Source organism: Bradyrhizobium sp. USDA 4461 (assembly GCF_054055655.1).
Map to the genome: position 1 here is coordinate 4088140 of NZ_JBSRXM010000001.1, position 23071 is coordinate 4111210.

The following is a 23071-nucleotide window of genomic DNA, read 5'->3' on the forward strand; positions in this document are numbered from 1 at the left end:
TGAGCTGCTTCTAGCTCCATCTTGATTGGGGCGATATATCCGATAGCGGAATGATGTCGGGTTCGATTGTAGAAGCCCTCGATGAGGGCGAAGATATCGCGCTGGGCCTCTGCTCGTGTCCTGTATACGAGCTCGCACTTCAGGGTATGGAAGAAGCTCTCCATCGGGGCATTGTCGTAGCAATCCGCTTTGCGGCTCACTGATGCGGTGATGCGGGCGGCCGACAGGAGCGCACGTAGTCGTGTGAGGCGCACTGCACGCCGCGGTCGGAGTGATGGATCAATCCGGCCTCCGGCCGTTGCTCGCGGATCGCCATGGTCTGAGCGAACGAGACAAGCTCGACCTGCATGTGATCTCTAATCGCCCATCCGACGATCGACGATCTTGCGGCTGAAGAGATCCATGATGGCCGCCAGTAGAGCGTAAGGCCGTATGTCCGCCTCTTCCAGCGAGGTGGCTCGCCCTACACTGCGCGTCCGAGCGTTACTCGGGCGTACCGAGCCGATCCTCATCACAGGAGGGCGAGCCGTGGCAGATTGCAGGGAAGCATTTGTCGGAATCGACGTCGCGAAGCTGAAAAACGCCATCGCGATCGCGGAAACAGGCCGGGAAGGAGAGGTTCGCTTCTTCGGTTAGGTCGACGCGTCGGCGACCGGCATACGCCGGGTCGTTGAACGGATCGCCAGCCGGTTTGCTGGTGTGCATTTCTGTTACGAGGCCGGTCCGACTGGCTATGGCCTTTATCGCCTGATCCGGTCGCTCGGCCATGAATGCAGTGTGGCTGCGCCGTCGCTGATCCCGAGGAAGCCGGGCGATCGCGTGAAGACGGACCGCCGGGACGCTGTTTCTCTCGCCCGGCTGCTGCGCGCCGGCGAGCTGACGGAGGTAAGGGCTGTTACACAGCACCCGCCTCCGATGTCAAAGGGCGTGTGAGATCGGACCGGCGTTGCGCGCGCCGTCAGGGCCGACGCGGTCAGGACCGAAGTCATCCTTGACATGGTGCAATGTGCCGATTGTCACAGAGTGAGTAGGTTGCACAGAAGTGGGATCACACTCGGCAACGACGTGCGGTGCAGCTGCGGCACGAAGGGCCTCCGAATCTTCCGCCGCCGCAGCAGAAGACCGAGGATATGAGCATGTACAGCACGCCGGCCAGTCACAAGTGTGAATTGCTTTTGATAGCGTTTGATCTTTCGTACTGATCGTAGTCTCGCATTCGATCGAAAGCGAGCGCTCGTTTGCTGAACATCATCTAGCAAAAGGCTGAGCTCAACGAGGCGCAGCCGTAATCGAGGTGGAACGGTCAAACAGTGCGGAACAAAGGCTGGTAACGATGAAGCAGAGCATTCTAAGGGAACTTGGCGCCTGTCTGCTTTGGTAGCTGCTCAACCGCATAGATCGTGATTATGTTCATTTGAATGACGGCGGCATTGTCGCCCGCGCTAACAGTGCAGCAACTCCAGTTTGCCGGCGTGATAATGCACGCCACAAAGCGAACTTATTTGAGCGGGCGATATTCGTCCTAGCGCATCAGAATGGAGAATCAAATGCAAGCCGGTATCGTCCCCTCTGATGGTAGTCGCCCGATCAGACAATTTCGAAACACTGCCTATGTGATCAATGAGAGCAGGCCGTATTTCGATGCAGCCCACGCGGCCGGTGTCATGAGCATTATGGGACGTTCGACTACGGGGCGCGCATTTTCTTTGGGTGTCGGTCCATTGGATGAGCGAGCGCGTTCGATTGACTTCGTGCGATGCTCCTACTTGGGCCTCGACAATCATCCGGTAATCGTTGCCGGCGCGATTGAAGCGATTCAGGCACATCACTCATTGCACTGGTCGTGCGCTCGAACGCGACTGAATTTCGATCTTGTGGCAGAGCTCGAGGCAACTCTATCAGAAATGTTTTGCGCGCACGTGCTCACGTTTTCTACTGTTATGCTCGCCAATCTGGGTGCGATGCCAATACTTGCGTCGGGTCACTTGACGAACGGGAGGAAGCCGCTCGTCGTGTTCGATCGCACGGCGCACGTCTCCCTCGCGTATCATAAGCCTGTGATAGCTGATGAAACGAGAGTGGAAACCATAGACCACAATGATATGGACTCTCTCGAGCGTGTTTGCCGCAAGGAACCGCTGGTGGCCTATGTGTGTGATGGCGTGTACTCTATGGGAGGAAATTCGCCGATCAGCGAACTGCGGCAACTTCAGGAGCGCTACGGGCTCTTTCTTTATATCGACGATGCTCACGGCATATCGTTATTCGGCCGCCACGGAGAAGGATTTGCTCGATCCCAGTTTCCCCAAGTACTTGGAGACCGCACCATTATTGCGGCCTCACTGGCAAAGGGGTTCGGCGCATCCGGCGGCATGTTGATGCTCGGAACAGCCGAACATGAGGCGCTGTTCCGACGCTACTCCATTCCGTATGCCTTTTCGGTGGGACCCAATCTCGCGGCAGTCGGAGCAGCGCTCGGCTCCTCTAAGATTCACCGGACAAAAGAACTTGGCGAGCGTCGAAGGCGGCTGGCACAACGCATCGAATTGTTCGATCGTCGTGTTGTAACGGCCGAGCGAGGTAATTCGCTTCCAATCAGGATGATTTCCATTGGACCGGAAGCCACGGCAATTGCAATCGCAAGGGAGCTGCTAGATGCTGGCTTTTATACGTCGGTCACGTTCTTTCCGACTGTTCCCCGAAGAAGGGCAGGCATTCGAATATGTATTACCGCGGATCATGAGATCAGTGACATAGAGCGGCTGTGCGACTGCATCAAAGAAAGAGCCGTCAATATTGCAGGAATGCGTTGCGCTCGTACAGAAGCTAATGAAGGAGCTAGCCGGCATGATAGAGGTTCTTTCTGCTGAAAGCGGGCCATGAAGTGAAGGCAGAGCGTCAGGTTGTTGCCCCTGACAAGGTGAAATCTCATTGTGGTTGGTTTGTTGGTTGACATATTCTCATAATGATCGCGCTCGATTGCCCGAGCTGCGGCTTGTGATGGACGTGATGAATCGGAGAGATCATGGCTATATTGGAAACCGAGTCACGAGGTGCGGTTCTGGTTGCGCGTTTCAATCACGCCAGCCGCCACAATCCTATGAGTCAGGAACTTGAGACTGCAGTCCGATCGATTTGCCGCGAGACAAATGACAATCCGGAGGTTGGGGCTCTGGTATTGACGGGAGGGAATGAGAAATCCTTTTGCGCTGGCGGCGATTTCAAGGAGGTGGCCCAACTTTCTGGAAGTTCGGCAGTGGAGGCGTATATTGACCGGCTGATTGACTTTTATTCGACGATACTCAGCATTAAGAAACCAACAGTTGCCGCGGTCGGTGGCTATGCCATAGGGCTCGGCTTTCAGGTCTCGCTATGCTGCGACTGGCGCGTCGGAGCGCCAGGAACGAAGCTGATTATGTGGGAACTGAAGCACGGCATTGCTTGTATTGTCGGTGGATATATGCTGGAGACTTTCGTCGGTCGGGCCGCGATGTCCAGCATCGTCTACGGGTGCGAGGCCGTTCCGGTTACCTGGGCACTGAATCACAAGTTGCTTCACGAGGTCGTGGATTCAGGAGACCTTGTGGAGACGGCCGTTGCGCGCGCGCGGATTCTTGGTGAGTTTCCTGAAATCACTTTTCGCCGAACGAAGGAATCGATCAATCAAGGCTTGCTTGCCGGTTTGCGCAGCGTCGCGCTTGAGGCAAAACAGGCGCATGTTGCTGGTGTTGCGAGCAGTTCCGCACAACAGCACTTTAGAAACGTGCTGGGCAGCAGCCCGAGTTGAACTCGCAAGCTGCCTGACGGCAGCTCTAGCGCCGAGTGTTCGAGTTCGAAAGTCTGGCCACTAACGAAACAATGTCCGTGCGGGCACGCTCATCCTTGATCTTCATGAAATCCGTCACAAGCTCCAGAACCTGTCTTGCCAGCTTGCCCCTTTGTGCGCCGACGATCGCGGAAACATCCGCAAGCGGCGCACGCCGCCGTGATGCGACGCTGTCAGCAACTTCATAGAAATATGTGACTGGTGTGTTCAGTGCTTGAGCGATTTCGTAAAGCCGACTGGCCGGCACCCTGCTTGTGCCATTTTCATGCTTCTGCAGTTGCTGAAACACTATGTCCAATCGGCTGGCGAGCTCTTTCTGACTGAGGCCGACCAGCTTTCGCTGGGCTCGAATACGTTCGCCGATTCTCGCGTCAAGGTCGTTGTATGTCACCGATCAGGTCCGGCCACAGGCGTTTTTCATTCCGATAGAGAGAAATCCATAGCATTCTCAGTTGGTTCGTTCAACCGGCTCCGCCGAGGGATGCGAATGAGGCTTGACGAACGTTAAACCTCAACAAGCGTCCGCGCGGTTGAGTAACTCCGGTCGGCGCGCTGGGATCGGAGTTACTGGACGCACAGGCCAGCCCGATCATGCGTCCCTGTCTAAGTTTCAGGAGACCGAAAGCGCGGATGGGACCTAATAGACGCGCGTTAGTGAGAGTACCGCCCGGATAGAAAGGCTCACCGCCGGGATCGCTGGGCAATCCGCGAATTGATGACGATCAACGCTCTGTCTGGCGATTCGAGCTGGCGAAGAGGCGCCGGACCAGGTTGCGGCCTCGCTTGATTCTTCAAGAGTGCCGCGCAAGGAAATGTCGACTGTTTTGTCCCGGCAGCGCATTCCCCTGGAAGCTGTTCGGCTTCTGCGAATGACGACCGTCTGGCAGCATGAGTAGTCTTCGACCGGGCGCTGAGCTTCAGTCAGGCCCCTGGAAATTGAGAGCTGGTGTGTCGAGCATTTGCCTGGACGAGAACGGCCATGTTTCCGGGTTGGTGCTCGTTCCTTGACATTTTCATGTGTGCTCGCGGGATTTCTTCCCAGTTGAAGACTTCGGAAAGGCATGGATCGATACGCCGCTCATGAACAAGCCGGTTTGCCTCCCACAGTTGATACGGATTGGCGAAATGGCTGCCCTGAACCCTCTTTTGTCTCATCCACACGAAGCGGGCGTCCATAGTCAGATGGTAACCCGAGGTCCCACCGCAGAATACAACCATTCCACCCCGTTTCACGACGTAACAGCTCACGGGAAATGTTGTCTCTCCGGGATGTTCGAAGACGATATCGATATCGGTGGCCCCTCCCGTAATATCGCGGACGCTTCTGCCAAATCGGCGCACCTCCTTCATGTATTCCCCGTACGTGGCGGCGTTATCGCTCTCGGGAAGCCGGCTCCAACAGTCGAACTTTGTTCGGTTGATCACGCCTTTTGCACCCAACGACATCACATGGGGCCGTTTTGAGTCGTCAGACACAATACCTATTGCATTTGCGCCCGCCAGAGTTACGAGCTGGACCGCCATCGAGCCTAATCCACCAGCTGCGCCCCACACCAGCACGTTCTGACCCGGTCGAACGGCATGTGGGGGATGGCCAAACAACATCCTGTATGCAGTTCCTACCGTGCCCGTATAGCACGCGCTTTCCTCCCAGCTGAGGTGCCTCGGCCTTGCCAACAGCTGACGGGACTGAACGCGCGCGAATTGTGCAAAAGCTCCCTCCGGAGTTTCATAGCCCCAAATCCTCTGGGAAGGCGACAACATGGGATCCCCGCCGCAGCACTCGATATCGTCGCCATCGTCCTGATGACAATGGACAACAACCTCGTCACCCACCTTCCATCTCTTTACCCGCTCTCCAACTGACCAGACAATGCCGGCGGCATCCGATCCCGCGACATGATGGGAGTGTCGATGAATATCCAGGGGTGAAACAGGCTGCCCGAGAGAGGCCCAGATGCCATTGTAGCCGACCCCTGCCGCCATGATCATCACGAGGGCATCGTCAGGTCCGACGGTGGGCGTCTCAACCACCTCCACCTTCATCGCATTCTCCGGATCACCATGCCGCTCCCGGCGTATGACCCACGCAAACATCCGCTTCGGTGCATGGCCCAATGGCGGAATTTCGCCAATCTCATAGAGATTCTTCATCGGCCGGACACTCTTCCCGGTCGACGTGTCCTGTCCGCTGGGTTGATCCGTTATGCTCATCATTCACCTCGTTGAAAAGGCGCCAGACACGGGAAACCGGCCAGCAGCCCTCGTCCCTTGAGCGGCGCCTCATGATGCCTGCGATGTTGGGGCGATGCTTGCCTGCAGGCTGCTGTTGCGGCGCTTTGAGCGGCCGCAGGAATCTCCGCAAGCCGGCCGAGTTCTGGCAGCGAACCAGGGCCGCGGCACGCCGGGCGGACGCCGTCCGCCGCAAGGCCGCTGGCGCAGCTGATATCGATCGGCCGGTGAACTCCCACCGCATCGGGAGTTCGTGTTGCATGCGATTGGGGTGGTCGCAATGAGGCTCGGTCACTTTCTGCAGGTTACTCTTCGTGCTTGCGGCGCGACTTTCAATCTCTGTTCGAACATCTCCGTTCCGGATCGCCAGGACCGCATGCTCTGGCAGTTGGTCGTGTTGACAGGAGCACCATACTCCAAATCAGAGAATTTTAAAACAAGCAAAACACCTATTGTAAGAATCAATATTGGATTAAACAGCAAAACTGATAATGCTGAGGTAAAGATGAGCGGCTCAGGCACGAGGCGGGCTGATCGAAGCAAGAATTTGGCGGGTGACATGCCTCCTGCTGTCATCGCCCTCGGTCCGCAGTGGTGATGCTTGCACAAACAGAGGAGATTCGCATGACAGCGCTCAATGTTCACGCGGCAGGAGCCGTTCTTTTGGTGCAGTTCAACCGCGAGAAACCCCTGAATCCGCTCAATCGCGAACTCGAGCAAGGTATTGTTGAGACATGTCGATGGGCGCAATCCGAATCGTCTGTCAGGGCAATCGTCCTTACCGGCGGAGTGAATCGCTCCTTCGGTGTCGGTGATGACTTGCATGAAGCACGAGAAATCAAAACTCCCGCCGGCGTCGAAGAGCTGATCGATCGGACGGTCGGACTTTACATTGCCATCCTCAGCGTAACCAAGCCTGTCGTCGCAGGAATTGACGGTTATGCCATAGGCGCCGGGCTCCAGATCGCACTCTGTTGCGACTGGCGTGTGGGAACGCCGACGACGAAGGCGCTTGGCTGGGAGCTCAAGCAGGGACTGGCCTGTCCCATCGGGGCCTACATGCTTCGGAAATCCTTCGGGCGCTCCGCGATGTCAGATATTGTTTTCGGCTGTGAAGTTGTGCCACCCGACTGGGGCGTAGAGCACAGGTTCTTCAATGAGATTGCCGAGGGGCGGGACGTTGTCGAGAGAGCAATCTGGAGAGCAGGCGTGCTCGGGGAATATCCGCAAGCCGCCTACCTGCCAACGAAACAGTCTGTGAACCGTTCTTTCATTGCCGGGCTCGAACGGCTGAAGCCGATGGCAAAAGATATCATTCTGGACGGCTTCCGTAGCAGCTCTGCCCAGGCGCATTTTGCTCGGGTTGTGCGACAATAGTCAGACAGGCTTGCCATGGCGCAAGCATGATCGTGGATGACATTAATCCGTCTGGCTCCGCGATACATTTGCGTTCGTTACCTCTGGGCCGCGAACGTCGGTGACGACGATCATGAGGGAATGCCGCTCGGGTCAGGTCAATTGTTTTCGACGAACGCTGGCGCGTGGATTTCAGGGGCTCGACTTACTCTGGCTGCAAACGGCAGCGGCTTGAATGAATATGCCTCGGCCTGGTTGCTTGCCTCCCGGCAATCGATGACGCGAGAGTCCCATAGGCTGCGGAACTGAGCTGGACACGCAAGCCCTGGAAGCCACATCGAGAGAGCCTGTCAAAGGAGAGGCGGAAGACTGTTCCTGGCCTGCTTTGTCAACTGCCCCGTGTTGAAGGCGCACACGGCTACAGATCGCAGACTCCCACTCGAGACCCAACAACTATAAACGCCACGCCCGACTTCGTTGATTAACGAAGCCCGTGGCGGGAGAGGAATGCCGCTAATCGCGGAGCCTCCTTCAGGGTTCTCCAGGCGGACGACGGGCTGAGGCAAGGAGGCCAGCCGGTTCTCACCTGAAGCGGTAGGGGCGCCGCCTTGCTTGACGGGGTATTCCTGATGCGAGATGGGCGAGGCATGAGGGTGAATCCCATAGCGAAACGGTTAGATAGCTCGTCAGCCACGACAATCGTCTTGGTCGGCAGGAATCATCGTGGCAACTGGGTTGCCCGCGAACGAAATGGCCTTTTTGGAGGTCTCTTCGTGGACCGTTCCCAAGCGCTCAGATACGCACTGTGGCACAACGGCCGCTGCCGGGAGGCAATTGTAGAGGTGCGCAGCGAAATTGAGCTCGACATTCCGTTATCGACCGAAAGTCGGCGAAAGGTGCGCAGCAGCTTTTCCTACAAGCATAGATAGTCGATTCTCTCTCCCTTTTTTTGTATCCTGCGGTCAGGACCGGATTGAGACTCTGAGCTGTCTTTACGTCGAGTATAGCTTGATAAAATATGTCAGGTACATGGCGCGGGTGGAACTACAGGCTGGTCGAGAGCTCTTTCATAAGAGCGCTTTCCCGTGCAGCAAATTGGCAGTTTTCCCGGCTTATCGCACCTTACGGAAGGCGATCGTCGGCGTCATGTGCCAGCCAGTCTGGTGAGGGGAACAGGCAGAAGCAGCTGGTGACCCTGATTCGCCTTCTTCGTCATGCCGAGGCAGAGATAGTCGAGCTGGATATCGAGACTTCGGCCGTTCTCCTGGGAGCAGCGATAGCCGACCTCAGGCGGCATCTGGACTAGTTGCACCCGACTCGAGATGAATGGGAACATTGCGGGCGGGGAGGATTGCAGGTTCTGCAACTCCGCCTAGCCACCTTTTTGCAGGAGATTGAAGTTGAACGCTCCGCATCCGCATCGTAGCGCTTCCTTTTTCCCTCTGTCGGGAACAACGAATAAGATCTCGTTGCACGTGTCGCAGGCAAATGCGCCGGTAAAGGTCCGGAATGCATCCACAACCGGAGCAAAGTCCTGGTTCCTCAGGTCGGCCCATTCATTGAAATGCACGGCGGTGTTGATCTGCCAGTTCTCATAGCCGGTCTTGGTCTTGGCTTGGCCGAACGCGTTTTCGATCACGGTGATGCGCTCGACGACGTCCTTTTGATTCCAGGAGTTCGCGGCGACTTTGCTTTCTTGAGCAAGTCGCCGAGCATACTGGTCGCCCTCGGAAGAAGATCGCCGAGCATGAACTGGGCATCGCCACGGAATTCCACGCTGGCGCGCAGGCGATCGCATGCCTCTTTGGCGAAATGCTCAAGGTAGTGCCGCAGCAGCGCAGCGGCGGCACGCACATCGTTCTTCGCGAGATAACTTTCCAGTTCGGCCCAGATATCGCGGTCGTCCCATTCGGTCGGACCGAAATCAACGGTCCAGGTTCGGAAGTGCGCGAAGTTGCGGCCTTTGATGAGGCCTTCCGATTTCATGTGCCGCAGCCAGATCTCGTCATGGGTCGTGAAGATGAACTGGGTGTTAGGGAACCCATCTTTCAGGAGCGTGCATACCTGACGCCGGTGGCCGGCGTCGACGGACATCAACACGTCATCGAGGACTGCGAAGGTAAAATTCGTCCCGAGCAGATGGCTCATGAGCGCAAGGTAGAGGCAGAGGCCCATGCCGTCCTGATGGCCCTCGCTATGATAGGCCCCCGGGGGGAAATGCCCGCGCCCGTAGAAGTCTACGTCGAAGCCGAGCTTGCCGATGGAGGGCATGAGCTTTGCCGTGAAGGTGCTTTCATCGTCCTCGTTGATTTTCCGGTAATAACTCGCGAAGGCCGCCTCAACGTCCTTGTAGATCTTTTCGAGCGCCGCGGTTGTCACTGTCCCATAGGTGCTAGACACCCTTGTGGCGCGGTCGGCGCGAAGCTTGCCGGCCGCAAGTTTCAAACGCGCCGTCCGGTAATGTTCGAGCCGCTCCTGCGCCAGCACGAGGAAGTCGCGCGCGGCATCCTGCCTGGTCGGCTCCGGAATCGCGGCGATGGCTGCATCGAGGGCGGTCATCGTCGGCTCCAGATCTGGGACGATGTGAACGGCCGCGAGAACCGCGCGTGTATCTTCGAGGGGCAAAAGCTTCTGAAGTTGCTCGTATCGGCCACGTAGAACGGTCCTGAACTCGGCCAGCGCGGATCCGTCGATCCTGGGCGAGAACAGCCTGGCATAATCGATCATGATGTTCAGGGTGGTACCGGCGGCATGAAGGCTGTCGAGAATCGGCTTCAGCTCCGCTTCGAGTGCGCTCCGGCGTTTGCTCACGTCGTCGAGATGGGCGAGCCTCCCGGCAAGATGACGCTTGAAGACATCGGGCTCGAATGGAGTGTCGCAGACCGGGCACGCCGTTCCGTCGTAGAGGTCCAGCGCCGACTTCAGAAGCGCTTCGCGCGACAGGCCGGTGAGGCTGTCGGCATCCTTGCCGAGTTCGGCCGCATTGGCATCGGCGGTCGAGCTGGCCTGTTTGAATGCATCGGCCTGAAGCGCCTGGAGTGCTTCCCTCAGCGTGGCAAGGTCGGCAGCGGCTTGTGTCTTCGGGACGCGGCCCGGCCCACTGGGGGTGGTCGCGGTCAGTCCATCCTTCAGCGAAGTATTGGCGTCGAGCTCTGGCAAAGAGGCCAGCCCAAGAAGTTCACGATGCGGATTGACCGCATCGAGAACCGACTTCTTTGTGAGCTGGGCAGTGTCGAGTGCTGCCAGGAGATTCGTGACTGCGTCCTTCTCTGCTCGTTCAAGGCCAGCAAGCTCTTTGGTGCAAGCGTTGGCGATCTTCTGCAGGACGGCACGGAGCTTCTCGACGTCGTCGAGACGCAGAAGCGACTGAACCTCTTTCGCTCGCTGGCCCGGTTCTGAGAGGACATAGCGGATTAGCTCGCGGCGTGAGAGCACGAATTCAGGGTGGAGATTGACGTTCTCGAACGCCGCGATGACATCCTTGTCGGCAGGTGTGATTTCCGGCGCGCTCGCCGATTTCACGGATCGCCGAATCCGGGCCTTCTTGTTGCCGAGCGCGGGGATGGTGACGTCGACTGTCACCGACGCGGCCTCCGGCTTGTTGCGACTGTCGACGTGCGGGCCGTGCGCTTTGACAGAAAGGCCTCCGGTGCCGGCGCCGGCCAGGCGAGAGATGTTGCCGGTCAGAGCGAACTCGATCGCGTCGACTATGCGGCTCTTGCCAGTCCCATTCGGTCCGCATGCAGCGAAGTTCTGGCCCTTGAACTCGAGGGTCAGTCACGGATGCCGCGAAACTCCTTAATATGTATCGTGTCGATCCGGATCATGAAGCATCCGGAAACAGGGCGGCTCGTATGGAGGATTCCTGGAAAATGCCGTCTCCAAGTACGACCTTGCGGAGGCCCGGCGCGACTTCGCTGAGGCCTTCCTCTTTCTCCAGAACATCGAAGAACTCGCCAAGGATGGTGGCGGCGACGGACTTGACTTTTGCGGGCGGCTCAGCCGCCTCAATTTTATCTTCCGTGGTGTCCAAGCTACTTACCCCGCTGCGCGCCAAGCGCGATGATTGTGCTCGCCATAACTCAGCCGGCTGTTCGCGATGACCCCCGTCATCGACAATCATCGCTCGTTGCCCGGTGAGTATTTGTTCGGTGGATTGCTGATGTTTTGTCGGCGAATATTTGAGCCTTCATACAAGTCTGGCTCGCAACTTCCGTCGCGGCCCCGGCGCCGCATAAATGAGAGCTCTGAGATCATAAGTCGCAATCTCAGTATCATGCCGCGCAAGTGATGCGCGACCAAATTTCGGTTAGAGGCTACTGTTGAAACCATGAAGTTCTGTACGGATCGTACATATCTCCAACTTCGTCGTCCAAATCATAGCGCTTCATTTCGTCCGGAACGTGCCCAACGTCCAACTTGCATCCCCATCGCGGGCGTCTCGCCAAGCCAGCGGTTTTGAAAAAGGATTGGCAGGGGTCCGCTGTTGCCACTTGTCTGTCTTACCTCTCATACAGAGCCCAAGCCTGTATGCTCGCGAGTGCCAGTTTTAGTGTCTGGGTTTGCTACCTATCTGACCATGGTCGATCTGAATGAATCGCCGAGGATTCCAGGACGCCTCGAGTCAGAGTCAAGCTTCATGTTGGCGAAGAAGGCCGGGATGTATGGCCAGGGCACGTTACCCTTGATTTTCGCTAACGGATAATCACCGATTTATGGCGGTCTATCGTGTCGACAGGTCGCTGGCGCTTCGGCATCAGCGCAATCCGCCGACGGGGGAAGGAAACGGACGACATCTCTTCCGAACAGCAACGACGAGATGCAATCGCGGCGCATTGAGGCGAAGTGCCAATTAGTTCTGGAAACTGTGGTGGCAAGCCGGACGTCACGCATGCCGAGCTGCGGCACCACTTGAAAGGATAGCGTAAACGCTCCTGTATCTAGCTGATGAATATGAACTCGAGCGCAATACTAGGCCGATCTCCACGTCGCTCTCGATCTGCCGAATTCGCCTCGCGAGATTTGATCAAATCCGCGATGGCCGGATTGGCGCTGGACAGGAGTGAAGTTCTGGGAACGGGCTCTCATTGCTTTCCGGCCTGTGACCGGTCCGACGACGTGTTGCCTTTTAACGTCGGGAATCTCGCGGGCGCGGCGCCTCGGCGAAATCCGACCGCTGCCCTTGACCTGAACGCGTGAGCCGAAACTGTATTGATAATCTGCTTATCGGACGCGGCAAAGCACAGCTATTCGACCATCCCTTGCATCGATTGTCGAGCAACGCATCTCGCGCCGGGGACCATCGCGCTCGATTTCGCAGGTTTCTGGATGATCGTCGGTCTCGAACTCATATTTGAACGCGTTCGCACAGTTACGAACAATGACCCAAAATCGGTTCGTCGCGGGCAACCCGGTTGCCACGGCGATGCCTGCCAACAAATGCGAAAGTCGATAATGCGAGGCCCCAGAATGGAGTTCGACAAGTTCATGCTCATGCATCCCTTGGTGACTTCATGGGCTTGCGGTGTGCCGGCCGCAGACTGACCTACGTCCGGGTCAAAAAGCCCAACCGTGCCCGCTGCTGGGCGGCCTGCTTGTCGCGGTCTACGGATTCCGGCGACTGCGGTGCCGGTTTCTGATGAACAAGCTCGAGCTGCCGCCTCCCATCAAGCAAAGTGCTGCTTTCGGTGCGGCCAAAGTCCGGAAGGCTCGCTTGCCGTGCACATGTGCATTTCGCTATTTGCTCAAGTACACAGGTTTTGGTTGCGGAAATCGTAGAGGGCGGCAGGGGTCTCGCCGAGAATTTGTCCTATAGCGTCCTCGTCCGGGACGAGTTCCTCAAGCCAGGCCAACGTGTCCGCATAGGATGGCGCATAGGCGTGGGCGGCCGACACGTGCGGCCACTCCGACCCCCAGAGCAGTTGTTTCGGCCCGAGCCGGTCCAGCAGCTTACCCGCCGCTGCCCTGGCCCAATCATCCGGGACACGCCCGATTCCCGACAGCTTCACCCAAACCTCAGCGCCTTCAGCGAGTGCGATGAGCTGCCCCAAGCGCGGATCCAGGGTGGGATCGTGCGCTCTATCCGCAAGTCCGAAGTCTCGGAACACTAGACGATGCCCGTCGGCCAGCAGTTGCTCTGCGAAACGCTCTCGCCCTTCGACTCCGCCAGACACCTCCAGGTGGAAGCCCAGTTGGAGAGCAGTCTCGAGGGACTCGGTCAGCGGATCAAGACCGTCGAGGCTTAGCGCCAAACCCGCGGCGCCTGATCGGCCCCACTTCTCCAGCACCTTGGTCGCCAGCGGTTGCACGAGGGGCGGAATGAGCCTCACAGGCATACGTGCGTGACTGGCCTGGGCGAAGAGCTCTGTTGGATCGCTGTGCAGGAAAGAGGGTTGGACCAGCACCAGCCCGGTGATGGCGCAGTTATGCGAAGCTTTCGCTAGCCGTTCCAGGGAGCCGTCGATGACGGGTGCGATCAGGCGGGTCTCCTGGCGGAAGACGTGGGCCTCGCGGTCGATCCTCATGGTGTGTCCTCGCCCCACACCCCAACCAGCACGGGGCGCGCCTGGCCGCAGTTCGCTAGCTCGTCGACGGCCGTCCGGCGGCCGTAGACACTTGCAGCCTTCTTGAGTCGTAGCGAGCGGCGTCCCGCTGCGCCTCCAGATCTCGGGGCGCCGCCTTCAAGATCTCGCCGATGGGCGCGCGTTGCAGAGCGGAATGCTGGCTCGTCATCGCAGTACGGGCTCGCTGTATATTCTAATTGATCATCAGCTTGGAATGCCATCCTTCTTGTTGTCCTTTAGCGCGAACCATAAGCAGGGACAATCGCTGACAAAAGCAGCTCAATAGTTCGTACGTTTTGGACGGAGTTAACACGCGAGTTTGGTCCGCTGCAGACTTTTCCTCGTTCAGGGCTTTGGAATTCGGCGAGCTTGAGAGATGCTCGATCGCGCGCGGAGACCGGAATATGGTCCGCTATCGTCGCAGTCGCTCGCCTGACCGGGCCCTGCAGTCAGACCCCGATCCGGCGCTTGCACTCATGCCTCGCCCGGCGCAGCGATTGTGTCGCGCGATCAAAGGAGGTCAGTGGCGATGATTTATCGGATCTCGTCGCTCGCTGAAGATGGAACACTTTCCAGGACAAACAGAGGAGACTTCCGATCAGTCGGCCAGGACTAGCTGGCGAGAGCGACTTCACCCCTGGGGGGCGCCATCGCGAGCATCATCCCTGAACGGATGCTCGCGTTTGATCTAACGGGGCCTTGCTCAATTCGGACGGTTCTCACGATGCTCTGACAAATATCTGATCGCTCGTGATCGCAATGGATGTTGTGTTTCGCCGCGTCCTGATTGCTTGCGTGTCGCGTTTGGGCGCTAGAATACCAGTCGTTGATTTACATCTGCCTGACAAGCGTTCTAACGCCAACTGATCCGCAAAAGACCAACGCTTCTCACTGAGGTGGTGATCGATGCTACCAATTTGGGGAGCGGATTGCCGGGCTCAGGTCCGTTAAAAGTTCGTCGAGGCCGATCCATGGAGGCCTCGTCTATCAGGTTGGCAGGAAGGGGCATGTGCCGAGAGACAAACTTCGCGAAGGAAAGGTCCGTGTTGCCGGAGCGGACTTCGCTGGCTCTGCCCGTCGGTGCGGATCCAGAGGGCTTACATCATCTTGACCAAGCCGGTGCCATAGCCTCAGCCGGACGGGCGGGACCAGGTTGCTGCCGCTAGGCTGAAAATCCCCGCCCACGAAGAGAATGATCCGGACGCTTACAGGCGGCGGCGTTTGTTGAAGCCCGTACGCCGCGTGGGGCAGGCGGAGCAATCCCGCCATGAAGCCAAGCAACAACCGGCGGATAGCCGGCAACGGAGCCGGCGGTGAAAGCTGTGATCCTCGCGGGTGGCTCTGGATCCCGAATCTCCGAGGAAGCACAACTTCGGCCCAAGCCCACGATCGAGATCGGCGGCAAGCTGATTCTGTGGCACGTCTAAAAATCTACTCGCACAATGGCATCAATGATTTCGTGATCTGTTGCGGCTATAAGGGCTATCAGATCAACGGAATACATCGCCAACCGCTTCCTTGAACGCGCCGATCTGCGCGAATCTGTTCGAGGACGAGGGTGGCGAACGTTGTATCCAGTTCTAGCCCGCATTTCTCACAGTGTTGAGGCGCATCGGGGCGCGAATCAGCGAAAGTTCTTTTGCGAGAAGGACTTTGCGGTGATTCAAGGAATGCCCCGATGCCGACAGAGTGTAGCGCAGAACGGTTTGATTTTGGAGTGGTGGAAGGTCGGGCTGTGGAAGCGGCCTTTGATGCTGGCCTGGTGACGTCGGATGCTGGAGCGTTGCTTCTGGGCGCCACCGATCGAGCGATCGATCTGGTGGGGCGTTTTGCAGATTGCTTTCGCGATCATCGCCGTCCGGACTTGATCGAGCATGCGGTCGGTACGTTGGTCGGACAACGGGTTTTTGGCATTGCACTTGGCTACGAAGATCTCAACGATCACGACGAGCTGCGGCACGACCCGCTTATGGCGGTGCTGGCGGGCAAGCTCGAGGCCAAGCGCGAGGACTGCGCACCGGTGGCCGGCAAGTCGACGCTGAACCGGCTGGAGCTGAGCCGAAACGAGCCTTCGCGCTATCACAAGATCGCCTACGACGCGGCGGCGATCGAGTCGTTGCCCGTGACGCTGTTTCTGGAGGCGCACCAGCGACCGCCGGCGCAGATCATCCTCGATCTCGACGCCACCGACGACCCCCCTGCACGGGCATCAGGAAGGACGCTTCTTCCACGGCTATTACGACTGCTACTGCTATCTGCCGTTGTACGTGTTCAGCGGACGGCATCTGCTGGCGGCCAAGCTGCGCCCCTCCGATATCGACGCCAGCGCGGGCAGCGCCGCGGAGGTCGAGCGGATTGTCCGGCAAATCCGCGCCCAGTGGCCGTTCGTGCGCATCCTGCTGCGAGCGGATTCGGGCTTTGCGCGCGAGGTGCTGATGACGTGGTGCGAACAGAACCGCGTGGATTATCTGTTCGGGCTCGCCCGCAACACGCGCCTGGTCGCCATGATCGAAGAGGAGCTTGCCACGGCTCGAGCTGCGGCCGAGAAGACCGGTCGCCCGGCGCGCCGCTTCAAGGACTTCCAATGGAGCACGCGCGACACCTGGAGCCGAAGGCGCCGCGTCGTCGCCAAGGCGGAGTGGACGCAAGGCGAAGCCAATCCGCGCTTCGTCGTAACCTCGCTCAAGCGGGCCGAGGCGGGCGCGCGGCAGCTCTATGAGGACATTTACTGCGCCCGCGGCGAAATGGAAAACCGCATCAAGGAGTGCCAGCTCGATCTCTACGCCGACCGCACTTCCACGGCGACCATGCGCGCCAACCAACTACGGCTGTGGTTCGCCTCGATGGCCTACGTGCTGATCTGTGCCCTGCGGCGCATCGGCCTTGCCGAAACCAACTTTGCCGACGCCACCTGCGGCACCCATCCGCCTCAAGCTCCTGAAGATCGGCGCACTGGTGCGTATCAGCGTCCGCCGCATCAAGATCGCCATGGCCTCGGCCTGTCCGGCTGCCGAACCGTGGGGCATCGCCGCGCACCGCCTGGCCGAAGCCGCCGGAGCCCGCGCCTCGCCGGCCTGACACGCGGAGCTGCGACGCGCCAAAACGCCGCATCGCCAACTGGGCCCACTGGAGAAACCTACAACCAAATCCTGCCAGCCGCGCCTTCCCGCGCAGCAACCCTTCATGGCCATGGCTGGCCCACCAAATCGGCGTTGTCAGATCAGTCGGCCCTGTGAGAAATGCGGGCTAGATGCGGCCGCGCAGCAATGGCGAGTGAGCAAAGGGTCCCGCCCGGTCGGGCTCCGTTCGGGCGAGCACCAAGCCTCGTGGACATGTCCCTGAGCCCTTCAAGACCACATAGCACGCTGTTTCTCTAGTGTCTGATCCCGGCGAGCTCGTCGCCTTGACCTTCGAACTGCTTCAAACCAACTCGATGCCGTGAAGTTATGGCCCAGTGGTCGTCGCAGATGTTGGGCCGCTCTAAGCTTGCTTGCTGATGGTGTCGCCATGGAGATCGTCGCGTGCATTCCAACGACCACATCGGCGCGGTCGTGCGTCGGGCCCTTCTCGAATCCATGGTGGCCGCCGGAAGCCCATTCCCGGCCGCCGGAAATCACTAGACCAGCATTCAAGGGTTACCGAACTGACGAGAAGAAATGGATTGAGAGTAAGAGGTGTATTGGGGCGTTCTAGCGGTCCTTCTTTGCGGGCCGTTTCAAGAACTCGGCAGGCTCAACCTCGAGCTTTTCGGCAAGACGACCTATGATTTTGATACTGACGTAGTACACGCCCTTTTCAAGTTTACTCAAATAGCTCCGGCTTATCTCGGCCTCGAAGGCAAGTTCGTCCTGGGACCATCTCCTCTTATTGCGCAGACGGCGCAAATTAGTAGCAAATGTCTCCCGCAAATCCATGCGGGACAGAAAGCCGTTTGCCCGACATACTGCACCTCGATATACTTCACAAAATATCGTATCTGCACATTTTGAACCAGAGCTGCTTCGGTTTGCTGCACATGCGCCAGGTCATCCTGCGGAAATGACCTCCTGGGCCAGCATTCAGCGGCTACGGTAGCCAGAAGAAATGGATTGAGAGCAAGACCGCATCTTGGGATGGGTCTAGCTAGCGCCCCCTCTTAGCAGGGCGTTTAAGGAACTCAGCAGGCTCAACGTCGAGCTTTTCGGCAAGGCGACCTATGATTTTGATGCTGACATAGTGCTCGGCCGTTTCAAGCTCGCTCAAATAGCCCCGGCTTATCTTTGCCTCGAAGGCAAGCTCGTCCTGCGACCATCCCCTCGCATTGCGCAGACGGCGCAAATTGGTGGCGAATGTTTCCCGCAAGTCCATGCGAGAAAGGATGCCGCTTGCTCGATATACTGCACCTCGATATACTTGACAAAATGACGTCTCACGCTCGTTGTGAACCGGAACTGCGTCGCTCTGCTGCGCGCGCATAAGATCATCCGGACCCCACCACTGAACCGTCGCTGATCCTCGTTCGGATAGTTCAGTGCTGTTGCCCGTGGCGCGCGGCATCTGATGACTTGCTGGCGACTTCTCGATCCGGAAGCCGCCGACGCCGACGGAAAGAGGTTGATCGGACCGTGTTGCATATCGATCCAGATCTCGGCCAGTGCGCGCTCGCGAACCGCTCGTCAGCCATTTGGCGGCCGCAAAATGGATGGCTAACCGGGATTACCGCGGCTTTCTTCAAGGCGGCGCGACCAAACAGCAAACTTTCTCCCTTGGGGATCGGAATCGAGAACAATGTTCTCGCCGGCCGACCAAACCGAGCGGCCATCATCGGCCGGCGAGAGGAGGCAACGGGTGCGTCAGCCAAACCCCACGCGTCGATTCCTACTCGAAGGCAACAAGCGAGCACAGGCCTGCAGGACGCAAATCTGCTCATCGCGCTCCGAGCGATATGGACGCGGTCAAATCAACACCGGCGAAGGTCGGAGCGAGCGAAATCGAGAGAACGACGGAACGAGGCCACGAGATATCCGATAGCCGCCTCCAATCGATGTTTCTGCGAGGAAACATTTTGTAGACTGCGGCAATCAATCCGGTACCAAGATGCCGTGAAGCGGGCTACCGTCGCCCAGATTTCTATAGAGTTTTTCAGTTTGCTAGGAGTTCCAGGAGTGTCGGCCGATCCGAAGATCGCAGATGTGGCGCCCAGCGCGCCTGAGCTTATGCCATACGATGAGCAGCACGTCGTTACCTACCTGCGCCTTCTCGATGCACAGGCGGATAATGCAGATTGGCGCGAAGTCGCGCGCATTGTGCTTGGTGTTGATCCGGTCCTTGAGCCCGATCGCGCGCGCCGTGCTTTCGACACTCATTTGGCTCGCGCCAAATGGATGGCGCGTCACGGCTATCGTCATCTCCTGCGACGCGGTTGGCCGAAGAGTGAATAATGGATGCACTTGAAGCGGACTGATTTCTTGTCCAGCTAATCGCAAAAATTGATTGTTCCATCGACGGAGCGGATCAATATTGAACAAACCCATTGGCACAACCAGAAATCGTCACAATCGTGGGCTGCAATTTCCTTGCATGAACGTGCGGGGAAGAAAGTACGATGGCAGCCGCTGACTGGAGATCGAAGCAAGCATATCCTGACGCCAGGACGGTAGAAACGGAGGACATTGCCTGGGAATGTCTACGTCGCGACCTTGAGTATGAGAGAGATTATGAGGTCCTGACCAGCAGCGAACGATCGGATGCGACGACGGATCACTTCCGAGGAAAGTGGGGGCTTTCGTTTCGCCCCGGATCCACGAACGCCGTTCGACAAACAAGCCATTTTCTGGGCGCCCGAGGCGCTGTCGAGCGTGCTGCCCGTCCACCCAATTATCGGTTTGAGATCGTCCAGACGATACGACCTGGATCTCGGAAAACTAACGGGCAGCGAACTTCGTCGGGCGCCAGATGGATGGCATGCCATCGTGCCGCTCGGAGGAGCGAAGCACCGCCTTTGGCTGAGAGAACTGCCATCGAGACGCTCAATGATTGTCGTCGATCTCCCACTCGACCGCGATTTCGACATTCGTTCGCAGGCGGCACAGCGCTTTTGGCGAGCGCTCGAAAAGCGTCCGCTCGGGTCGTCCCCACGTGCTCTGCCGATCCAGACCCGGCATCGGCTCATCCTTGCTTTGCGTGCCGCAGATGGATGGCTGGAAGGAAACAGCTATCGCGAAATCGCGGAGGGCCTGTTCGGCGCGCATCGCATTCCCGATCGAGGATGGAAAACAAGCGATGTTCGCAGCCTGATCGTCCGTCTGGTCAAGAAGGGGCTGCGTCTCATCCGTGGCGGTTATCGCGCCTTGCTGCGTCACAAGCGCAAAGACAAGTACGATGAATCTTAAGCTCTGATCGGTTAGCCGCGGTCCCGGAAAATAGCCCCTCGCAGGTAAGCTAACTGATGTCATCCTTCCGCTTGGTATCCTCTGGATACCACTACTTCGGCTCGGTTTTCGTGACCGCGGAAGGGCCATAGGCGAATGGCTGGTTTGGACTATTCGTCTCGCCGCTTAAACGACCAGCTTCGGCCACGTTGGTTTGCGGTGTCCGTGTCTATATGCCTAGTTCGTGGTATCAGCTCATGCGATATTAGGCGGCTTCCGGGATTGCGGCCTTCTTGCAGAGCCGAGCCACCCATCGGCAAAAGGCACGGGCGATTTCGGGATTGTCACTACGGTCGACCGCATAGGCCCGATACTGCATGCCGCTTGGAGCACGCGATCCTGGTATCGCATGTAGCACGCCCCCACGGACGAGATCGCTGACAATGATCTCTGGCGCTACCAGCAGGCATTTTCCCGTTATCGCCGCCGGCAAAGCAAGATAATTGTGATCGTAGCGGGCTCCCGACTTTATGTCGTTCGCAGTCAGGTTCATCGCCCTTAGCCACGTGGGCAGTATGTCGGGCCGGGATGTAATGTTCAGAATTGGCATTGAACGAGCAATTGAGAGCGTTTTTCCCGCGACGTGATTCGGAGAGCCTACGCATACGAGGGTCTCATTGTAGATTTCCCAATTATCCGCCGGTTCGACGACGCAAAGGTCACGTGTGATCAAGATGTCGAAATCGTCGGAAGATGTCGGTGGGGAGAGCGAGCTAATAACATCCACAGTCACGCCCCCTACCTCAGCGGAAAATGCCTGGAGATTTGGAATCAGAAGAGCAGAAGCGAAGGTAGAAAGCGACGTGCGGACCACAATCCGATTGGCGTCAGGACGCTTCCGCCTGCGCATTCGCCTCGCGGTGAAGCAGATTGTTTCGAGTGGCTCGGCGACGGTGTTGGCAAAAACCCTTCCGAACTCCGTTAATTCGCTTCGCCGACCGCGTCGCTCGACGAGGTCTGTGCCCAGATAGCCCTGCAGCACGGCCAGATAACGGCTGACTGAGCTCTGTGTTGTCCCCAATGCGTCAGCCGCGCGCGTTACGCTTCCTTCGCGCGCAATGGTCACAAACGCCCGGATTGCATTGAGGGGCACTTCATCGTGTTCGGCAGCCATCTTCTGCTCCGGTAGCTTCTGGAATGCCCGCTGACTGCGACGGCAGGCCATTGCCATGAACGAATGCTCCATCACATTATTCGATTGTACAGCCGGATTACTGCTTATCAGCGATATCTCGCGCACAGAATCGGCTCCATGGTGCGATCCGTACGCTTCGCCTCGCTAAATTCAATCGCCGTCGATGACTTTCTTCAGAACTGGATCTTCAAACGGGCCTTGGAGGATGGTCGGCCGCGATGACTTATCCTGCCGTTGAGAGAGCCCGCAACAAAGGCCAAGGTCGATTGCCCAAGCGTTCCCAATAGTGTCAGAATGGCGCTGGAGCGGAGCTCGAGCGCCGAGTATCGTTTCAGGATCTCCTTGATTAAGGAGGATACTAAAGGTCGCGTTCAGCGAAGGAAGCGAGCCTCAGCCGCCCTGATCTCGTGCATCTTCTGAAGCCTGAAAATCTCCTCCACTGGCAGAATATCCTTATGGACGTTCTGGACGCCGCCATCGGCGATGATTCGGCGGAAGGTCTCCTGCATGCAAGTTGTCGCAGCGCGGATGCCGTAATTGCCGTAGATCATCATGCGGATATTGCCGAGCGTCTTGACTCGCTCCGCGTCGAGATCCGGGTAGGCGTTTGGCACGATCACCAGCGGCACCGATTGGGTCCAGGCGCGCGAAAAGCTTTCGATTTCGGAAGGATTCTTCGGTTTCGAATGGATCAGGATCATGTCGGCACCAGCCTCCACATAGGCTTTCGCCCGCTGCAGAGCGTCCGCCTCGCCAAGCCCCGCGATCAGGGCTTCAGTGCGGGCAATGACGAGAAAATTCGGGTCCCGTCTTGTCGCAACAGCGGCCTCGATCTTCCCCTGGAACTCCTCGATGCGCAGTAGCTCCTGGCGTCCGTCGGCAGCAAGGCTCGTCACCTTCGGAAATGTTTTGTCCTCGATGACAACGGCGCTGGCGCCGGCGCGCTCGTATTCTCTGATGGCATGAACCACATTGATCGCATTGCCATAGCCCGTATCAATGTCGGCGACGATTGGCAGCGTCGCGCATCCGGCGATCGCCCGCAGCATATCGAGGTGCTGTGTCATCGAGATCAGACTCATGTCTGAAAGCCCGTAAAGCGCCGACAGCTCAAAGCCGGAGGCCCACAGGCCATCGAATCCGGCTTCTTCAGCGAGGATCGCGGAAAGCGGGCTATGGGTGGCCATGATGTGGACAAGGCCGGTCTCGGCCATGCGAGCGCGCAGGCGTTTGGCAGGGGACACCGGGAGATCCTTCATGACAGGGTGGCGCAGGCGGCGATGATGCGGTCGCACGCCCGGGCGGGGTCCTCGAACGACGAGGCACCGGAAATGCGGAGACATGAGGTGAGGCCATGAAGCCCTTGCGGGTTAGGACAGCCACAGCGAATGCGTCGAGCCGATACATTGCAAAATCGGTATCGGCCTCGATCCGGCGTGCCGAAATCCGGCTCGCCCTGATTGAGCCTAGTCACATCGGCGACTCGATCGCGCAGCTCAGCCGAACGCGTTGTCATGGCCCTGGTTTCACGGGAGCGGACAACTTTGAG

Annotated in this window: 16 protein-coding genes and 5 pseudogenes; 10 read left to right on the top strand and 11 right to left on the bottom strand. The window is 58.2% G+C overall.

The window, feature by feature from the left end; genetic code table 11:
• Nucleotides 1-5: 5 nt before the first annotated feature.
• A pseudogene (locus ACVINW_RS19005) lies at nucleotides 6-416 on the bottom strand (DDE-type integrase/transposase/recombinase); the annotation flags it as partial.
• 112 nt (nucleotides 417-528) lie between these two features.
• On the opposite strand from ACVINW_RS19005, the pseudogene ACVINW_RS19010 reads away from it, so the two are divergent.
• From ACVINW_RS19010 to ACVINW_RS19020, 3 genes and pseudogenes are all read left to right on the top strand, one after another.
• A pseudogene (locus tag ACVINW_RS19010) lies at nucleotides 529-888 on the top strand (IS110 family transposase); the annotation flags it as partial.
• A 659-nt stretch (nucleotides 889-1547) separates the two neighbouring features.
• Nucleotides 1548-2870, top strand: coding sequence for an aminotransferase class I/II-fold pyridoxal phosphate-dependent enzyme (locus ACVINW_RS19015; RefSeq protein ID WP_456752709.1), 1323 nt, complete (start codon nucleotides 1548-1550; stop codon nucleotides 2868-2870).
• Between the two features lie 155 nt (nucleotides 2871-3025).
• Nucleotides 3026-3787 carry an enoyl-CoA hydratase/isomerase family protein gene (locus ACVINW_RS19020; protein ID WP_456752710.1) on the top strand — a complete coding sequence of 254 codons (762 nt, stop codon included), beginning with the start codon at nucleotides 3026-3028 and terminating at the stop codon, nucleotides 3785-3787.
• A gap of 25 nt (nucleotides 3788-3812) precedes the next feature.
• Here ACVINW_RS19020 and ACVINW_RS19025 read toward each other — a convergent pair whose 3' ends face one another.
• Nucleotides 3813-4217: a helix-turn-helix domain-containing protein gene (locus ACVINW_RS19025; RefSeq protein ID WP_456752711.1), complete on the bottom strand. Its 405-nt coding sequence runs from the start codon at nucleotides 4215-4217 to the stop codon at nucleotides 3813-3815.
• A gap of 530 nt (nucleotides 4218-4747) precedes the next feature.
• Nucleotides 4748-5980, bottom strand: a complete 1233-nt coding sequence (gene ccrA, locus ACVINW_RS19030) for a crotonyl-CoA carboxylase/reductase (protein WP_456752712.1) — start codon at nucleotides 5978-5980, stop codon at nucleotides 4748-4750.
• A 334-nt stretch (nucleotides 5981-6314) separates the two neighbouring features.
• Between ccrA and ACVINW_RS19035 the strand changes: the two genes are divergently transcribed.
• Complete coding sequence (locus ACVINW_RS19035) at nucleotides 6315-6656, top strand: hypothetical protein (RefSeq protein ID WP_456752713.1); 342 nt, start codon at nucleotides 6315-6317, stop codon at nucleotides 6654-6656.
• Nucleotides 6657-6682: 26 nt separating this feature from the next.
• Nucleotides 6683-7435 (top strand): enoyl-CoA hydratase/isomerase family protein, encoded by a 753-nt coding sequence (locus ACVINW_RS19040; protein ID WP_456752714.1) that lies wholly within the window; start codon nucleotides 6683-6685, stop codon nucleotides 7433-7435.
• Nucleotides 7436-8786: 1351 nt separating this feature from the next.
• Here the strand turns inward: ACVINW_RS19040 and ACVINW_RS19045 are convergent.
• The 4 genes from ACVINW_RS19045 to ACVINW_RS19060 form a co-directional block, all read right to left on the bottom strand.
• The gene (locus ACVINW_RS19045; protein ID WP_456752715.1) at nucleotides 8787-9053 is read right to left on the bottom strand and encodes a hypothetical protein; all 267 of its coding nucleotides are present in this window, start codon (nucleotides 9051-9053) and stop codon (nucleotides 8787-8789) included.
• Nucleotides 9050-11191 (bottom strand): AAA family ATPase, encoded by a 2142-nt coding sequence (locus ACVINW_RS19050; protein WP_456756438.1) that lies wholly within the window; start codon nucleotides 11189-11191, stop codon nucleotides 9050-9052. The genes ACVINW_RS19045 and ACVINW_RS19050 overlap by 4 nt, the downstream gene beginning before the upstream one ends.
• Before the next feature lie 46 nt (nucleotides 11192-11237).
• Entirely contained in the window at nucleotides 11238-11447 is a 210-nt protein-coding gene (locus tag ACVINW_RS19055) for a hypothetical protein (protein ID WP_456752716.1), read from the bottom strand.
• Between the two features lie 1711 nt (nucleotides 11448-13158).
• The gene (locus ACVINW_RS19060; RefSeq protein ID WP_456752717.1) at nucleotides 13159-13938 is read right to left on the bottom strand and encodes an amidohydrolase family protein; all 780 of its coding nucleotides are present in this window, start codon (nucleotides 13936-13938) and stop codon (nucleotides 13159-13161) included.
• A gap of 1352 nt (nucleotides 13939-15290) precedes the next feature.
• Here ACVINW_RS19060 and ACVINW_RS19065 point away from each other — a divergent pair.
• Nucleotides 15291-15512 (top strand): annotated as a pseudogene (locus ACVINW_RS19065) (NTP transferase domain-containing protein); the annotation flags it as partial.
• Between the two features lie 143 nt (nucleotides 15513-15655).
• A pseudogene (locus tag ACVINW_RS19070) lies at nucleotides 15656-17055 on the top strand (IS1380 family transposase).
• A gap of 611 nt (nucleotides 17056-17666) precedes the next feature.
• On the opposite strand, the gene ACVINW_RS19075 reads toward ACVINW_RS19070, so the two are convergent.
• Both ACVINW_RS19075 and ACVINW_RS19080 read right to left on the bottom strand, forming a co-directional pair.
• Nucleotides 17667-17891, bottom strand: coding sequence for a helix-turn-helix domain-containing protein (locus ACVINW_RS19075; RefSeq protein WP_456752718.1), 225 nt, complete (start codon nucleotides 17889-17891; stop codon nucleotides 17667-17669).
• A 208-nt stretch (nucleotides 17892-18099) separates the two neighbouring features.
• The gene (locus tag ACVINW_RS19080; RefSeq protein ID WP_456752719.1) at nucleotides 18100-18432 is read right to left on the bottom strand and encodes a helix-turn-helix domain-containing protein; all 333 of its coding nucleotides are present in this window, start codon (nucleotides 18430-18432) and stop codon (nucleotides 18100-18102) included.
• 740 nt (nucleotides 18433-19172) lie between these two features.
• Between ACVINW_RS19080 and ACVINW_RS19085 the strand changes: the two genes are divergently transcribed.
• From ACVINW_RS19085 to ACVINW_RS19095, 3 genes and pseudogenes are all read left to right on the top strand, one after another.
• Nucleotides 19173-19397 carry a DNA -binding domain-containing protein gene (locus tag ACVINW_RS19085; protein ID WP_456756439.1) on the top strand — a complete coding sequence of 75 codons (225 nt, stop codon included), beginning with the start codon at nucleotides 19173-19175 and terminating at the stop codon, nucleotides 19395-19397.
• 164 nt (nucleotides 19398-19561) lie between these two features.
• A pseudogene (locus tag ACVINW_RS19090) lies at nucleotides 19562-19690 on the top strand (transcriptional regulator domain-containing protein); the annotation flags it as partial.
• A 13-nt stretch (nucleotides 19691-19703) separates the two neighbouring features.
• The gene (locus tag ACVINW_RS19095) at nucleotides 19704-20348 is read left to right on the top strand and encodes a DUF2285 domain-containing protein (protein ID WP_456752720.1); all 645 of its coding nucleotides are present in this window, start codon (nucleotides 19704-19706) and stop codon (nucleotides 20346-20348) included.
• Nucleotides 20349-20592: 244 nt separating this feature from the next.
• Here ACVINW_RS19095 and ACVINW_RS19100 read toward each other — a convergent pair whose 3' ends face one another.
• Both ACVINW_RS19100 and ACVINW_RS19105 read right to left on the bottom strand, forming a co-directional pair.
• Complete coding sequence (locus ACVINW_RS19100) at nucleotides 20593-21501, bottom strand: LysR family transcriptional regulator (protein WP_456756440.1); 909 nt, start codon at nucleotides 21499-21501, stop codon at nucleotides 20593-20595.
• Nucleotides 21502-21893: 392 nt separating this feature from the next.
• On the bottom strand, nucleotides 21894-22766 hold the full coding sequence (locus ACVINW_RS19105; RefSeq protein ID WP_456752721.1) for an isocitrate lyase/phosphoenolpyruvate mutase family protein: 873 nt from the start codon (nucleotides 22764-22766) through the stop codon (nucleotides 21894-21896).
• Between the last annotated feature and the right edge of the window lie 305 nt (nucleotides 22767-23071).

What these genes read in the sequence shown, in the direction of transcription:
- ACVINW_RS19085 (WP_456756439.1), top strand. Translation starts at nt 19,173, where the DNA reads ATGCCATACGATGAGCAGCACGTCGTTACCTACCTGCGCCTTCTCGAT.
- ccrA (WP_456752712.1), bottom strand. Translation starts at nt 5,980, where the DNA reads ATGAAGAATCTCTATGAGATTGGCGAAATTCCGCCATTGGGCCATGCA.
- ACVINW_RS19060 (WP_456752717.1), bottom strand. Translation starts at nt 13,938, where the DNA reads ATGAGGATCGACCGCGAGGCCCACGTCTTCCGCCAGGAGACCCGCCTG.
- ACVINW_RS19040 (WP_456752714.1), top strand. Translation starts at nt 6,683, where the DNA reads ATGACAGCGCTCAATGTTCACGCGGCAGGAGCCGTTCTTTTGGTGCAG.
- ACVINW_RS19080 (WP_456752719.1), bottom strand. Translation starts at nt 18,432, where the DNA reads ATGCGCGCGCAGCAGAGCGACGCAGTTCCGGTTCACAACGAGCGTGAG.
- ACVINW_RS19100 (WP_456756440.1), bottom strand. Translation starts at nt 21,501, where the DNA reads ATGGCTGCCGAACACGATGAAGTGCCCCTCAATGCAATCCGGGCGTTT.
- ACVINW_RS19095 (WP_456752720.1), top strand. Translation starts at nt 19,704, where the DNA reads ATGCGACGACGGATCACTTCCGAGGAAAGTGGGGGCTTTCGTTTCGCC.
- ACVINW_RS19015 (WP_456752709.1), top strand. Translation starts at nt 1,548, where the DNA reads ATGCAAGCCGGTATCGTCCCCTCTGATGGTAGTCGCCCGATCAGACAA.
- ACVINW_RS19020 (WP_456752710.1), top strand. Translation starts at nt 3,026, where the DNA reads ATGGCTATATTGGAAACCGAGTCACGAGGTGCGGTTCTGGTTGCGCGT.
- ACVINW_RS19075 (WP_456752718.1), bottom strand. Translation starts at nt 17,891, where the DNA reads ATGGATTTGCGGGAGACATTTGCTACTAATTTGCGCCGTCTGCGCAAT.